This window comes from Pseudomonadales bacterium, from assembly GCA_041395665.1.
Lineage (GTDB): Bacteria > Pseudomonadota > Gammaproteobacteria > Pseudomonadales > UBA7239 > UBA7239.
Window position 1 is genome coordinate 43996 of the sequence record JAWLAB010000006.1, and the last position, 15443, is coordinate 59438.

General features: G+C 48.0%; 14 protein-coding genes. 12 read left to right on the top strand and 2 right to left on the bottom strand.

Annotated features, from left to right (window positions below; genetic code table 11):
• A complete protein-coding gene (locus R3E63_08945) occupies nucleotides 1-1251 on the bottom strand; it encodes an AarF/UbiB family protein (GenBank protein MEZ5540048.1) in 1251 nt (416 codons plus the stop codon).
• On the opposite strand from R3E63_08945, the gene R3E63_08950 reads away from it, so the two are divergent.
• A complete protein-coding gene (locus R3E63_08950) occupies nucleotides 1188-2990 on the top strand; it encodes a GNAT family N-acetyltransferase (GenBank protein MEZ5540049.1) in 1803 nt (600 codons plus the stop codon). The genes R3E63_08945 and R3E63_08950 overlap by 64 nt on opposite strands.
• Here R3E63_08950 and gltA read toward each other — a convergent pair.
• Nucleotides 2987-4273 (bottom strand): citrate synthase, encoded by a 1287-nt coding sequence (gene gltA / locus R3E63_08955; GenBank protein ID MEZ5540050.1) that lies wholly within the window; start codon nucleotides 4271-4273, stop codon nucleotides 2987-2989. The genes R3E63_08950 and gltA overlap by 4 nt on opposite strands.
• 348 nt (nucleotides 4274-4621) lie before the next feature.
• On the opposite strand from gltA, the gene sdhC reads away from it, so the two are divergent.
• The 11 genes from sdhC (at nucleotide 4622) to gspF (ending at nucleotide 15414) form a co-directional block, all read left to right on the top strand.
• Nucleotides 4622-4996 carry a succinate dehydrogenase, cytochrome b556 subunit gene (gene sdhC, locus R3E63_08960; GenBank protein MEZ5540051.1) on the top strand — a complete coding sequence of 125 codons (375 nt, stop codon included), beginning with the start codon at nucleotides 4622-4624 and terminating at the stop codon, nucleotides 4994-4996.
• Nucleotides 4990-5358 carry a succinate dehydrogenase, hydrophobic membrane anchor protein gene (gene sdhD, locus R3E63_08965; GenBank protein ID MEZ5540052.1) on the top strand — a complete coding sequence of 123 codons (369 nt, stop codon included), beginning with the start codon at nucleotides 4990-4992 and terminating at the stop codon, nucleotides 5356-5358. The genes sdhC and sdhD overlap by 7 nt, the downstream gene beginning before the upstream one ends.
• A gap of 3 nt (nucleotides 5359-5361) precedes the next feature.
• Nucleotides 5362-7149 carry a succinate dehydrogenase flavoprotein subunit gene (sdhA, locus tag R3E63_08970; protein MEZ5540053.1) on the top strand — a complete coding sequence of 596 codons (1788 nt, stop codon included), beginning with the start codon at nucleotides 5362-5364 and terminating at the stop codon, nucleotides 7147-7149.
• A gap of 40 nt (nucleotides 7150-7189) precedes the next feature.
• Nucleotides 7190-7894, top strand: coding sequence for a succinate dehydrogenase iron-sulfur subunit (locus tag R3E63_08975; protein MEZ5540054.1), 705 nt, complete (start codon nucleotides 7190-7192; stop codon nucleotides 7892-7894).
• Between the two features lie 68 nt (nucleotides 7895-7962).
• Nucleotides 7963-8439 carry a peroxiredoxin gene (locus R3E63_08980; protein MEZ5540055.1) on the top strand — a complete coding sequence of 159 codons (477 nt, stop codon included), beginning with the start codon at nucleotides 7963-7965 and terminating at the stop codon, nucleotides 8437-8439.
• Nucleotides 8440-8507: 68 nt separating this feature from the next.
• Complete coding sequence (locus R3E63_08985) at nucleotides 8508-8849, top strand: PilZ domain-containing protein (protein MEZ5540056.1); 342 nt, start codon at nucleotides 8508-8510, stop codon at nucleotides 8847-8849.
• Nucleotides 8850-8879: 30 nt separating this feature from the next.
• Complete coding sequence (locus R3E63_08990; GenBank protein ID MEZ5540057.1) at nucleotides 8880-9698, top strand: TatD family hydrolase; 819 nt, start codon at nucleotides 8880-8882, stop codon at nucleotides 9696-9698.
• A gap of 165 nt (nucleotides 9699-9863) precedes the next feature.
• Nucleotides 9864-10526 (top strand): type II secretion system protein N, encoded by a 663-nt coding sequence (locus R3E63_08995; protein ID MEZ5540058.1) that lies wholly within the window; start codon nucleotides 9864-9866, stop codon nucleotides 10524-10526.
• Between the two features lie 28 nt (nucleotides 10527-10554).
• Nucleotides 10555-12627, top strand: coding sequence for a type II secretion system secretin GspD (gspD, locus tag R3E63_09000; protein ID MEZ5540059.1), 2073 nt, complete (start codon nucleotides 10555-10557; stop codon nucleotides 12625-12627).
• A gap of 33 nt (nucleotides 12628-12660) precedes the next feature.
• Nucleotides 12661-14181 (top strand): type II secretion system ATPase GspE, encoded by a 1521-nt coding sequence (gene gspE, locus R3E63_09005; GenBank protein MEZ5540060.1) that lies wholly within the window; start codon nucleotides 12661-12663, stop codon nucleotides 14179-14181.
• Nucleotides 14182-14184: 3 nt separating this feature from the next.
• The gene (gene gspF / locus R3E63_09010; GenBank protein ID MEZ5540061.1) at nucleotides 14185-15414 is read left to right on the top strand and encodes a type II secretion system inner membrane protein GspF; all 1230 of its coding nucleotides are present in this window, start codon (nucleotides 14185-14187) and stop codon (nucleotides 15412-15414) included.
• Nucleotides 15415-15443: the final 29 nt, after the last annotated feature.

Genomic DNA, 15443 nt, shown 5'->3' on the forward strand with positions numbered 1-15443 from the left:
TTACATCCTGCCAAGAAAAATGCGCTCATCATCAAAAATATCCAATGATGGTGAAAGCAGGCGAATGTAGCGATCAAAATACAAAAACTGTTTTAACAATAGCGTAAATTCTCGTGGGAAGCGGATGCCGTACTTGCGTCCGATATTAGAAACTTGCAGGGTAATGCTGTTTAAGAAATCACTGTTGCTGTCATCATTTTCAAATTGCTGGTAAAGCTGCTTGAGATCTTTGGCTAAGGCTGCCACATTGACAACACGAGTGGTTGCACCCATGCCTGCCATGGCGGTGGCGATAGCGTGAAAATCTTTCATGGGTACGGATGCAATCAACGCGAGTAGTGAAGCCCAAGTGTCAGCAGAGATGCGGCCGACGATGCCAAAATCAATAAAGCCTATGCGGCCATCATTGAGCATCATGACATTGCCCGCGTGTAAATCCGCGTGATAAATCTGACACTGCGTCAAACTCAAAAACCAAGTGTTGAGCGCGTCAATCAGCGCTTGCTCAGGATTAGCAGAAATACTGTGTACAGCATCAGTGTTGGAGAGTGGTGTTCCGTAGAATCTTTCCATGCTCAACACGCGCTTGCTGGAAGCCGTTTGGTACACCTTAGGTACAGTCACTTGCGTGATGGCGTTATCGTCGAGAAATTTTCTGTATTGCGCGATGTTGCTGGCTTCGCGTTTGAAGTCGCATTCTTCCAACATGCCGTTGCGAATTTCATCCACCATATCAGTGATAGAAGATTCTGGAATGTGCTTGCTGATTTTTTCCAGCAGCGCAGCAGAAAGATGCATGAATTGAAAATCAGTGGCGAGTATGTGTTCGACATCTGGCTTCTGCACTTTGATCACAATGTCTTCACCGCTAGCGAGTCGCGCAGCATGCACTTGTGCAATGGAGGCTGATGCTAAGGGGGTTGGGTCGATATCACGAAAATGGCGCGATAATCGTGCGCCTAAATCTTGTTTCAAAACTTTTTCAATCACGCTGAAAGGCAGTGGGCTGGTTTGATCCAAACAGCTTTGAAATGCTTCTACATAATCGTGTGGAAACAGAGAAGGTGAACTGGCGATAAATTGCCCAAGTTTGATGTAAGTCGAGCCGAGCGCTACTGCTGTGTCGCGCGCTAATTCAGGCAGTGGTGTGTCGCGATCTCGCAGCCAGCGCCAGCCACTTTTTTGCAGTGCAAAACTGGTTTGTCCGATGCGGCGGGCGGCGTGATATCCGGTGCGAAGTCTGTCGAGCACGGTGCTTGTCTCACGAAAGGCATCTGGCCATTATGCACGGCAAGCACAGAGGGGCAACCACAGGTTTGAAAACCAAAAATTTTGCAGAAGCATTGCGTACAGCACGGCAAAAACAACATCGTGTGTTGCTGGTGCTATCTGGCACTCACGCGTGGTGCAAAGAATACGCATCGGTGTGGTATGGCAATGCAACACAACGCGTTTGGATTGGTGATGCTGCTGATCATCCAGAAGCCATCACGATTGCTAAAGCCAAACAAGTGTTGGGCAGCGAATACGCGATGGCTGTGTTGGATGCACACGCAGGTTTGTCACCGGATTGTCTTGCTGCGGTGTGTGGCACGGTGGTAGTGGCGGGTGGTGTGCTGATTATCCTGACACCAACATGGAATCAATGGGGAAAGACACCGGATATCGATTACGCGCGTTTGGCGAGTTATCCGCACGATAGCGCAAATCTTTCTGCGCATTTTCTTGCGCGCCTTCGCACTGCGTTGGAAAACTTCTCAGAGAGCAGTGCTGTGTGTTTTCACTGGCGAGAAGAAGAAGATAATGACGAGTTTTTATCATCAATCGTTGTTCCTCAGTCAGTAAAAAAACAACGAACTACTGCAATTCCGACAGCGGAACAGCAGCATTGTTTGCAGCAATTACAAGCACATAATGGCATATCTGTTTTATTGGCGGATCGAGGCTGTGGAAAATCCGCAACCTTGGGCTTTGCCGCAAGAGATTGGATGGAGCAAGGCGAATCGGTATTGTTGGTGGCTCCTTCACGAGCCGCTGCAGCGAGTGTATTTCGTTACGCGGGAAACGATTTGGCGTTTTCTTCACCCGATAATTTATTGGCCGATAAAAATGCAACAGCAGATATTTTATTGATTGATGAAGCAGCGGCAATTCCTCTACCTATGCTGTTGGCTTTGTTAGAGCGATTTCCTCACGCTGTTTTAGCGACCACAGCGGATGGTTATGAAGGCACAGGGCAGGGTTTTGTACTGCGTTTTTTGCACGAATTGGATAAGCAGTTTCCTGCATGGCAGCGTTTGACTTTGGATGCACCAATTCGTTGGGCGAAGAATGATCCACTGCAACAGTGGCTGTATGACACTTTGCTGTTGAATGCTCAAGCTCCGGTATTCAAAGAGGTAGATATCAATGTCTCCTCAGTGATTTTTGAATCCATTTCTCAAGCGCAATTGGCTCAAGATGAAGTTTTACTGAATGAAATTTATGGATTACTGCGTTCTGCGCATTACCGGACCACGCCGGATGACCTGCGTTTTTTATTGGACGCGCCGTCTGTGTCAATTTATCGCCTAGTGCTGCAAGGGCGCACACTGGCGGTGGCTTTGCTAGTGGAGGAAGGTGAAATCGATACGGCCATGGCGAGTGAAATTGCAGCAGGAAAGCGCCGTCCACGCGGGCATATGCTGGTGCAGAGTTTGGCGATTCATTTGCAGCAGCCGCAATTTTTACAACAGCGTGTGGCACGAGTGGTGAGGATTGCAGTGCATCCACAATTCCAAGCACAAGGTTTGGGTTCGCAGTTGCTACAGGAAATTGTACAGAGGAAAAAGGAGGAAGGCGTGAGTGCGGTGGGCAGCAGTTTTAGTGCGTCGCCCGAAGTGGTGCGGTTTTGGCAAAAAAATGGGTTTGAGTTATTGCGCGTGGGGCATCGCCGCCAAGCAGCCAGTGCCGAACCTTCGGCACTGGTGCTGATGACTTTTGATAATTAGCGTTTGTTGACGGGAACAAATTCGCGCTGTGGGCTGCCGGTATACAACTGGCGTGGACGGCCAATTTTGTAAGGCGAAGACAGCATTTCGTTCCAATGAGAAATCCAACCCACGGTGCGTGCCAGTGCAAAGATTACCGTGAACATGCTGGTTGGAATGCCGATGGCTTTCAAAATGATGCCTGAGTAGAAATCAACATTCGGGTACAGCTTTTTCTCGATGAAGTAGCTGTCAGAACGCGCAATTTCTTCTAGCTTCATTGCCAACTCTAATTGCGGATCGTTGATGCCGAGTGCGCCCAAGACTTCGTCACAAGTTTTCTTCATTACTTTGGCGCGTGGATCAAAGTTTTTGTACACGCGGTGACCAAAACCCATCAACTTGAAGTTGTCATTTTTGTCTTTTGCTTTCGCGATGTATTTATCCACATTTTTGACAGAGCCAATTTCGCCCAGCATTTGCAACACGGCTTCGTTCGCGCCGCCGTGTGCTGGCCCCCACAGTGCCGCGATGCCGGAAGCGATACAGGCATAAGGGTTGGCGCCGGTTGAGCCAGCCAAACGCACGGTAGAAGTTGATGCGTTTTGCTCGTGATCGGCATGCAAAATAAAAATACGATCCATGGCTTTCGCGAGGATTGGGTCGACTTGGTAATCGCCAGCAGGTACAGCAAACATCATGTTGAGGAAGTTAGCTGCGTAGGCCATATCGTTTTGTGGGTATACAAAAGGCTGACCTACATTGTATTTGTAGCACATCGCTGCCAGTGTCGGCATTTTGGCAATCAAACGAATGGCTACTGACTCGCGGTGTTCCGCGTCAGCAACATCTAATGAGTCGTGATAGAAAGCTGACAGTGCACCGACCACGCCACACATTACTGCCATTGGATGAGCGTCGCGACGGAAGCCTTCAAAAAATTTGTGGATTTGATCGTGCACCATGGTGTGTTGTGTGACGCGCGCATCGAAATCTTTTTTCTGTTGCGCGTTTGGCAGTTCGCCTTTCAGTAGTAAGTAGCAAGTTTCTAAATAGTCAGATTCTTCAGCGAGCTGCTCAATTGGGTAGCCACGATGCAACAAAATACCTTTATCGCCATCGATAAAAGTAATTTTGGATTCACACGCCGCCGTAGACATAAAGCCCGGGTCGTAAGTGAAATGCCCTCCCTGTGCAAGAATACTTTGTACATCAATTACATCAGGGCCAACGGTGCCTGATTGAACGGGCAGGGTGATAGGTTGGCGGCCATCAATCGTCAGCGTGGCTTTCTTCTCGGTCATGGGGGGCTCCTGTACAGGAAAAATAAAATGCAGAAATAACGAGGTAGGCGCAAAAAATAAAATCAGAGACCTACAAAAAATGCATGCGAATGACGCGTGCAGAACCTTGTTAACTATAGGGCGATTCCTCGAATTGTCAATAAATTACCGTGGTTCCAGCGTGTTTTCGTGTGATCCCACAGAAAAAATGCTTGTTTTATTTATTGGAAATTTTGCTTGTGGTTTTTGTTGATATGCACGATAGGTTCGATAGTGCGGATTGGGATTTGTCATATAAATGCCGTAGTCCTATAATGCGCGCCGTACTTAGGTACCCCTCCTTTTTGATCCTTAATTTGAGGACTTCCTGTGATAGATAAGCGTCCCGTGAACCTTGATATAGGCACGATCAAGCAGCCCATCTCTGCCATCGTTTCCATTCTGCACCGTGTTTCAGGCGTAGCGCTCATCGCTGCTATTGCTATTTTGCTGGGGCTGCTGGATTACTCCTTGCGCTCTGCAGAAGATTTTGCGGCTGCCGTTGCCTGCTTAGATTCTGTACTGATGAAACTGCTGATGTTGGCGGTGCTTGCTGCCTTTATCTACCACTTGTTTGCAGGCATCAGGCATTTGATTATGGAATTCGGTATTGGTGAGTCACTAGAAGGCGGCAGAAAAAGCGCTGTGCTGGTGGTGGTATCGACAGTTATCGGTGTTGCGCTGGCGGGAGTATGGTTATGGTAAGGTCGGTTACGAGTTTTGGTCGCAGTGGCCTATCTGATTTCTTGCTACAACGCGTATCGGGCGTTGTTATCGCTGTGTATTTCTTCTTCATTGTTGGCTGGTTGCTGCAACACGACGCAGTGGATTATCCCACTTGGTTGAGCCTGCACCAGCTCACCAGCATGCGCATCTTTAATACTGCAGCACTCCTGTCGGTCGTCGCACACGCATGGATCGGTATTTGGGTGGTGTTGACAGACTATGTCACTACGCGCTTGCTGGGCTCTAAGGGCACAGCCTTGCGTTTGACGCTGGAGATCCTCGCCATTGGCGTTTTGATCACCTATACCCTCTGGGGTCTTGCTATTGTTTGGAGAGTGTAAGAGATGGCTGCGGGTAAACACATCAATAATATTCGTACGCTGACTTTTGACGCTGTTGTCGTCGGCGGTGGCGGTTCAGGTATGCGCGCTTCCTTGCAGTTAGCGCAAGCCGGCTTGAAGGTAGCGGTGCTGACCAAAGTATTCCCAACGCGCTCGCACACGGTGGCAGCGCAGGGTGGTATCGGCGCTTCACTCGGCAACATGAGCGAAGACAACTGGCACTACCATTTTTACGATACCGTGAAAGGTTCCGATTGGTTGGGTGACCAAGACGCCATTGAATATATGTGTCGCGAAGCGCCCAAAGTGGTGTACGAGTTGGAACACATGGGGATGCCGTTTGATCGCAACCCTGATGGCACTATCTATCAACGACCTTTCGGCGGCCATACTTCTAACTATGGTGAGAAACCAGTGCAGCGCGCTTGCGCCGCAGCGGATCGTACGGGTCACGCACTGCTGCACACCCTGTATCAGAAAAACCTCGAAGCCAACACGCAGTTTTTCGTTGAGTGGATTGCGCTAGATTTAGTGCGCGACGCCGATGGCGATGTGCTCGGCGTGATTGCGATGGAATTGGAAACCGGTGAAATCTCCGTGTTTCATTCCAAGTGCACGCTGTTTGCCACTGGCGGCGCGGGTCGTATTTATGCGGCATCCACCAACGCTTACATCAACACGGGTGACGGTTTGGGTATCGCAGCGCGCGCGGGCATTCCTTTGCAAGACATGGAATTCTGGCAATTCCACCCAACGGGCGTAGCCGGAGCGGGTGTGCTGTTGACCGAAGGCTGCCGTGGTGAAGGTGCGATTTTGCGCAACGCAGCGGGCGAGCGTTTCATGGAGCGCTACGCACCTAACTTGAAGGATTTGGCACCGCGCGATTTCGTTTCGCGCTCAATGGACCAAGAGATCAAAGAAGGTCGCGGTTGCGGTCCGAACAAAGATTATGTGGTGTTGGATCTCACGCACTTGGGCGTAGAAACCATCATGAAGCGTTTGCCTTCCGTGCATGAGATTGGTTTGAACTTCGCTAATGTCGATGTCACCAAAGAGCCAATTCCTGTGGTGCCGACTATCCATTATCAAATGGGCGGTATTCCTACCAATATTCACGGCCAAGTGGTCGCGCCTAAAAATGGTGACTACCGCAGTGTAGTAAACGGTTTTTATGCCATCGGTGAGTGTGCTTGCGTATCGGTGCACGGCGCTAACCGCTTGGGTACTAACTCGCTGCTGGATTTGATCGTGTTTGGCAAAGCAGCGGGCAACCACATTATTGAAGCGATACACGCAATGCCGTCTGCACATAAACCGTTACCGAAAGATGTGTTGGATGTCACTTTGGCGCGCGTTAATCGCTTGAATAACTCTAAGTCGGGCGAGTACGGACAAGACATCGCGAATGATTTGCGTCGTGAAATGCAATCACACGCCGGTGTGTTCCGTACACAAGCTTTGTTAGATGAAGGTGTGCAGAAAGTGCTGGAAATTGAAAAGCGCATTCCGCACATTCATCTCAACGATAAATCACAAGTGTTCAACACCGCGCGTATTGAAGCGTTGGAAGTTGAAAACCTGATTGAAGCGGCGAAGGCGACGATTATTTCTGCTGCTGCGCGTAAAGAATCTCGTGGTGCGCACGCGCACAACGACTTCCCAGAGCGCGACGATCAGAATTGGATGAAGCACACGCTGTGGTACAAGGATGGCAACCGTCTGGAGTACAAGCCTGTGCAAATGCAGCCACTGTCGGTGGATTCCGTGCCGCCAGTTGCGCGTACGTTCTAACGAATATTCAACCTGATTCTGAATTCGAGAGAGCATTGAAATGAGCAAAAGAATTTTTGAAGTTTATCGCTACGATCCAGACAAAGATAAAGAACCGTACATGCAGCGTTACGAATTGGAACTCGATGGTTCCGAGCGTATGTTGCTGGACGCTTTAATTAAATTGAAACAGCAAGACGAGACGCTGAGTTTCCGTCGCTCTTGCCGCGAAGGTATTTGCGGTTCAGACGGTATGAACATCAACGGCAAAAATGGTTTGGCTTGCCTCGCCAGTCTCAGAAATTTGCCAGAGAAAATTGTGATTCGCCCACTGCCTGGTTTGCCCGTGGTGCGTGATTTGGTGGTGGACATGAGCATGTTCTATCGCCAATACGAAAAAATCCAACCGTACTTGATTAACAACACACCGCCGCCTGCCAAAGAACGCAAGCAATCACCAGAAGATCGTGAAAAAATTGATGGTCTTTACGAGTGCATTATGTGTGCGTGCTGTTCAACGGCTTGCCCCTCTTTCTGGTGGAACCCCGATAAATTTATCGGTCCATCAGGTTTGTTGCAGGCGTATCGTTTCTTGGTGGATAGCCGCGACACTGCGCGCGAAGAGCGTTTGTCTAAATTGGACGATCCGTTCAGCGTATTTCGTTGCCACGGCATTCAAAACTGTGTGGATGTTTGCCCCAAAGGTTTGAATCCAACACGCGCCATTGGTCATATTCGCAACATGCTGCTAGCTAGCGGTGTGTAACGAGTGAAGATAAACGCCGACACAGTTCGGCGTTTTTTTTGTGTCATTATGAATGAGAGGAAATTATTATGAGTATTGCAGTAGGTCAAAAAATCCCTTCAGTGAAATTGAAATACGCTTCTGAAAAAGGCCCGGCCGATATCACCACCGATGAAATTTTTGCCGGCAAAAAAGTAGTGTTGTTTGCCGTGCCCGGTGCGTTCACGCCGACTTGTTCCAATGCACATTTGCCCGGTTTTGTGGTGAATGTGGATGCGATTAAAGCGAAAGGTATTGATACCATTGTGTGCATGGCTGTTAACGACGCGTTTGTGATGGGCGCATGGGGCAAAAGCCAAAATGCTGAACATATTTTGATGCTGGCGGATGGAAATGGAGATTTAACGCGCGCACTGGGTTTGGAGTTGGACGGCACAGGTTTTGGCTTGGGTATCCGCAGCAAACGCTTTGCCATGATTGTGAACAACGGCACTGTGGAATTGTTAAATATTGATTCATTGAACTTAGAAAAAACGAGCGCTGAGGTTATTCTCGCTGCGCTGTAATGTTTGACTGCATCGGTTGAGCCCGCTAGGCTGAACCGAATTGTGTTTGCCCTAATGGAGAGGTGTGTATGGCGGGTGTAGGTGGCGGTATTTTATCCCCCGTGATGAAAGATAAAGCCGTGCTGTACGCGGCGTATATGCCTTTTCTGCAGGGTGGCGGTTTATTCATTCCTTCGACGAAATCGTACAAGCTAGGCGACGATGTTTTTATGTTGCTCGCGCTGATGGATGAGCCGGAGAAAATGCCGGTGGCGGGCAAAGTGGTTTGGATAACACCGAAAGGCGCTCAGGGCAATAAAGCAGCGGGTATCGGTGTGCAATTCAACGATCCCGACAATACCGTGCAGCGCAAAATTGAAACTTATTTGGCCGGCTCACTGGAATCTGACCGCGCTACCTACACCATGTAACCCTGTAATTAGTATCGTTCCGTTATTACATTGTTCCTCGATTCGCACTGCCATCTCGATAGATTAAAGCTCGACAACCCTGAACAAGGGTTGTCGCTAGCCATTGCTGCCGCACGCGAACGCGGCGTGCAGCGCTTTCTCTGTATTGGTATCGGCTTGGGCAATCTCGAACAAGTCGTGGCGATTGCTAATACATATCCCGAAGTCTACGCCTCGGTTGGCATTCATCCGAGTGAGTTTGTCGAGTCCGAATACCGCAGCTCTGATCCGGCACTGTTAGCAGATACCTCTGGCGTGATGGCTAAATTGCGGGAGCTGGCGCAGCAGCCCAAAGTGATCGCCATCGGCGAAACAGGCTTGGATTTTTACCATGAAGGCCATGAAGATGCCGGCGCGCAACGCGCACAATTGCAGAGTTTTGAAGCGCATTTGGCTTTGGCGAAAGACTTGCAGTTGCCAGTGGTGGTACACACGCGCAACGCCAAGCAGATGACTTTGGATGCCATCCGCACGGCAGATTCACCCAGCACAGGCGTACTGCATTGTTTCACAGAAGATTGGGCGATGGCGAGTGCCGCGCTGGACATGGGTTACTACATTTCCATTTCTGGCATCGTGACTTTCAAGAATGCCGACAATGTGCGTAAAGTGGCTGCCAAAGTGCCATTAGACCGTTTGCTGGTCGAGACAGACTCTCCTTGGTTGGCCCCTGTGCCGCATCGCGGTAAGCCTAATCAGCCGAGTTTCGTGGTGGATGTCTATCACTATCTTGCCGAGCTACGCCAGCAGCCTGTCGAGCAGTTGGCTGAGGCGGTCTGGCAGAACTTTCATCGCTTATTCAAGTGCTAATTGGCGGTTTTGCTATCTATCTTCTTTGTTTTTCTTCATAATTTTACGGTTGTGTAGAGAACTTTCTTTCCGTGGCATGGTCGCACTGATACTGAAATGAGTTAGAAATTATGAATAGCGCTCCATTTTTTGAGCATGGGTGTAACCTCTTGCGGAATATTTTGCGTGCTTAGCGCTGCGGTGGATGTACTTCAGATGCCCGTGATCCGTGTGCGTCTGGTTTTAGCGGTTTTGATTGCACTAGTTGCTACGGTGTTTATATGGCAAGGGTTTCATTTAGTGGCTGTGTGGCAAGGGAAAGGCATTGACAGCGCGCAAGTGACGATGCGAACAAATAACGCTAACACTGGAAATGGAATCGGTTTAGAACAAGTGGCCAAGTTGCACTTGTTTGGTGAGAAAGCAAATAACGCGACCTCAGCTCCCATTGCACCAACAGACATACCCAGCACAACGCTTAAACTGGTTTTAGTAGGAGCTATGACAAGTAGCGATACTCGTAAAGCGAGCGCACTGATTACCACCGACAAACAAACAAAGCGCTTTTTTATTGGAGACAGTATTGCGTCTGGCGTAGTTTTACATGAAGTGCATGCAAACTCTGTCATTATTCTGCGAAGTGGAAAAATGGAGACGCTATCTTTTCCGCGAGCTAACGAACTGCCAAATAATGTCGCACCTAGAAGAAATAACATAAAACCAGGGGCGCCAACTTTCTCTCCCGTGACTCAGCAACGAGAGCGACCAGTAAATACATCGCCACTTCGCCCTCTAAATAAAAATATACATTGGCAAAATGGCTCAATGTCCTCGCCGCCAAATAATTAGTTTAAATAACAGTTAGAAGGATTCCCTAGTGCCTAAAACAACACAAACAACACAAACAACACTCATGACTCGCGTATTGGCTGCAATCATATTGGTGACGGTCGCTGTATTTTCTATGCAAAGTTATGCACAAGCTACAAAACCAGCTAATCAAGTGGCTGCTGGGCAAGAGCAAATGATTTCTGTGGCTTTTGATAATGCAGATGTCAAAGATGTGATTCGCTGGGCATCGGATCTCACAACCAAAAATATTATTGTTCATCCAAGCGTCACCGGTAAAAAAATTACTATCGTCGCTGGCGAACCTATGACCTACGACGCTGCTTGGCAGGTATTTCTCTCTGCCTTGCAGGTAAATGGTTTGGCAGTAGTGGAGAGTGGCGACACCGTAAAAGTGCTTCCCGAGCCAGAAGCAAAAACTAACCAAGTGCCTGTGGTGAGCAGTGATTTAAAAACAGGCAAAGAAGATATTGTTGTTCGTATCGTAAAAGTAAAAAATCTTTCTGCGCAGCAATTGATTGGCCTGATAAAACCATTGACACCGAATAGTGCGCATTTAGCTGCATATCCAGAAAATAACACACTGGTGATCGCCGATCGTGCAGGCAATATTGATCAGATAGTAGGTATCATCAATCGTATCGATCAGTCGGGAACAGTAGATGTTGAAATTATTAAATTAGAATTTGCAAGTGCAAAAGATGTTGCTAAAACTGTCACTGAATTGATTCAAAAAAGTGGTAGTGGTGCGCCTAAAGCTGGAACAGCGCCTCCAGGACGCGAATTGAATATTACGGCAGATGAACGATCTAATAGTATTTTGATGACGGGTGATCCGGTCATGCGCGTACAGATGCGCAAATTGATTCAGCGTTTAGATTTGCCGCTGTCGGGTGAGGGTAATACGCAAGTGGTGTACCTCAATTACATTACAGCAAAAGATATGCAACCAATTTTGGAAGGCGTTGGCAGTAATTCTAAAAGTGGCAGTGGGAAAGAAGGTGGCGCCGCGCAGGATGTCGTTGTTAATGTTCAGGCACTAGAGCAAACCAATGCCGTGGTTATTACTGCGCCCCCATCGGTGATGAACACCATGAAAGGCGTGATTGCTAAATTGGATGTGCGCCGCCAACAAGTATTGGTTGAAGCATTGATTGTTGAAGTAAGTGACGAAGTAGGTCGTGATCTCGGTGTGTTTTGGGAAGGTAAAGGAAACAACTCGAAAGCAGTGGGGTTATTTGGTACGCAAGGCGCACCAATTCAGTCGACGGATATAACGGGAACAGGCAACCTTACTCTGGGTGGTTTGAGTTTGGGTTTTTATTCCAGCGGCGACATGGTGGGTTTGATTCGTGCGTTGGAAAAAAATACCAATGCCAATGTTTTATCGACACCGACCGTCATTGCCTTGGATAACGAAGAAGCCAGTATCTTGGTGGGTGAAAGTGTACCGTTTAAAACGGGCTCTGAACGAATCAACAACACGCCGGTTGTTGGCAATAACAACGCCAACAATAACAACTCTATCTATAACAACGATTATGTGCAGATTGAACGAAAAGATATTGGTGTTGAATTAAAAGTAACACCAAGAATCAATCAAGAAGGTATTCTCACGCTAGAAATTGAGCAGAAAGTAGAAAGTATTAATGAATCTGCCAATGTCGGTGGCTCTTCAGGCGCAGCCGATATCATCACTAACAAGAGAGAAATTAAAACGAAGGCACTCGTGAAAGACAACAGTGTTTTAGTGTTGGGCGGATTGATTCGTGATGAGATCGAGGCGACAGATAGCGGTGTGCCTTTCCTCAGCAAAATTCCTTTCCTCGGCCGCTTGTTCAAAGGCACATCAAAGCATGTCGTGAAAAAGAATTTGATGGTATTTATCCATCCGCGTATTTTGCATGATGATGCAGATGCGGCAGATGACAGTAGCTATTACTACAACAATATGCGCGACACGCAGCGCCGCTTTAATAAGCAGGAGCTAGATGATGGCTTGCGCGTTGATCGTCGTTTGCCAGAGTTGTCGCCATGGCAACCGCCTCGTACAGGCATGGAGGCTGAGAAATTAACGCAGCCTTCGTCGCAGGGGCAGTAATCCTCTATGGAAGATTTGCTGGGTCAAGAAAATATGACACAGAACAGCGAGTCCGATCAGCTATTGACAGCTGATTCTGAAGCTACCGGCTGTCGTTTGCCGTTTGGTTTTTCAAAGCGGTTTGGGGTATTGGTTGTGCCTGGCACAGCCAATCCTGTGGAACTTTTGTACCGTGAAGATGCCACGATGCAAGCGTTGCTAGAAGCGCGTCGCGTTGTCGCTCAAGCAGTTGTTTTCACCAAAACAGATGTTGAAAGTTTTAATGCCCAACTGGCGCGCGCTCATGAAAATAGCAGCGGCGCAGCCATGCAAATGGTTGAAGATTTGGGTGATGAACTCGATCTAACCAGTCTTGCTGATTCAGTGCCGGATACAGGTGATTTGCTAGAGCAGGAAGATGATGCACCTATTATTCGCTTAATCAACGCATTGTTGACGGAAGCGGTGAAACAAAATGCTTCCGATATTCATATCGAAACATTTGAAAAGCGTTTGATTGTGCGTTTGCGCACAGATGGCATTTTGCGCGAAATCGTGCAGCCTAAACGCGCGCTCGCGCCTTTGTTGGTGTCGCGCATTAAAGTCATGGCGAAATTAGATATTGCTGAAAAACGCGTGCCACAAGATGGTCGTATTTCTCTGCGTGTTGCTGGGCGTGAAGTTGATATTCGTGTATCCACCATGCCGTCTAGTAATGGTGAGCGTGTGGTGTTGCGTTTGCTGGATAAGCGTGCAGGGCGTTTAGATTTGAATGTGTTGGGTATGCAGTTGCGTGATCTGACACTTTTTTCTGAATTATTGAGAAAACCTCACGGTATTATTTTGGTAACGGGGCCAACGGGGTCTGGTAAAACCACCTCGCTTTATGCAGGGCTCAGTAGTATTAACGATGCCACCAAAAATATTTTGACGGTGGAAGATCCGATCGAATACAACTTGGAAGGCATCGGTCAAACACAAGTTAATATAAAAGCGGATATGACTTTTGCGCGCGGTTTGCGGGCAATGTTGCGTCAAGATCCCGATGTGGTGATGGTTGGTGAGATTCGCGATTTAGAAACGGCAGAAATTGCAGTACAGGCGAGTTTGACGGGGCATTTGGTGTTATCCACGCTGCACACGAATACGGCGATTGGTGCTGTCACTCGATTGGTGGATATGGGTGTTGAGCCGTTTCTGTTGTCATCCAGTTTAGTGGGCTTGCTTGCACAGCGTTTGGTGCGCGTACTGTGTCCACATTGCAAAAAGGCATATAAGCCTAATGCAACAGAATCTGATTTGTTACAAGTGGATAAAAATAATCCACCGGAAATTTTTCGCGCAGTGGGCTGCTCACATTGCAAGCAGTTGGGTTATTTGGGAAGAACCGGCGTTTACGAACTGGTTGCAGTGGATGACAAAATGCGAGAGCTGATTCACAGCAGGGCATCAGAAGCGGAACTGACAGCGTATGCGCGCACAAAAGGCCCCAGCATTCGTGATGATGGCCGTGCGCGTATTCTTGCCGGTGAAACGACAGTGGAAGAAGTGTTGCGCGTGACGCAGGAAGAATAATGCATGTCAGCCTTCAACTATGTTGCGCTTGACGGCAACGGCAAACAAACCAAAGGTGTGTTGGAAGGCGATAGCCAACGCCAAGTGCGGCAGTTTCTGCGTGATAGAGGCCTAGTGCCTTTATCGGTAGATCCTGCTGCAAAATCTTCACAAGCACAGACAAAAACAAAAGCTTTCAGTTTTTTTAAGTTTGGGCAATCCATCAGTGCGCGTGATCTGGCTTTATTAACACGGCAAATGGCCACACTGGTGCAGGCGGGTTTGCCGATTGGTGATGTGCTGACAGCAGTCGCGCAGCAAACCGAAAAGCCGCGTATACAGAGCATGATGATGGCGGTGCGCTCTAAAGTGTTAGAGGGTTATACGCTGGCGAATAGTTTGGGTGAATACCCGCGTGCCTTTCCTGATTTGTATCGCGCTACTGTGTCTGCCGGCGAACACTCAGGGCATTTGGATTTAGTGTTGAATCGCTTGGCGGATTACACCGAATCTAGCAAAGAAACCAAACAAAAAATTCAGGGTGCGATGGTGTATCCCATTTTTTTAGTGGTTTTTTCAGTGCTAATTGTTTCGCTGCTGATGATCAAAGTGGTGCCTAATGTTGTCGAAGTTTTCAGTGGCACAGGACAGGAATTACCTGGCATCACGCAAGCATTAATCTCAACCAGTGGTTTTTTTGTCAGCTGGTGGTGGTTGGTTTTATTGTTGATTGTAGGATTGATATTTACAGCGAGAACATTGTTGCAGAAGCCGGCCATTGAACTGGCTTGGCATAAAAAAATTCTCACACTACCTTTATTTGGAAAATTAGCCTGCAATATCAATACTTCTCGCTTTGCCAGTACCTTAAGTATTTTGACGAGTTCCGGTGTGCCATTGGTTGAGGCTATGCGTATTGCTGGCGAAGTAATGGCCAATCGTTGGCTGCAAACGCGTGTGCGTGAAGCAACACAAAAAGTGAGCGAGGGAACCAGTTTGCGCAATGCTCTGCAACACGCGGGTTATTTTCCACCGATGATGTTGCACATGATTGCCAGTGGCGAATCAACCGGCGAGTTGGATACGATGTTGTCGCGTGTTGCAACAAGCCAAGAGCAAGATTTACAGGCATTTATCGGTATCACCATTAGTATTTTGCCGCCGTTATTGTTGGTGTTAATGGCCGGTGTTGTTTTGACTATCGTCTTGGCTATTTTGTTGCCGATTATTCAGATGAATAATTTAGTGGCATAAACTTATTATTTTATAGATCAACTTTTATT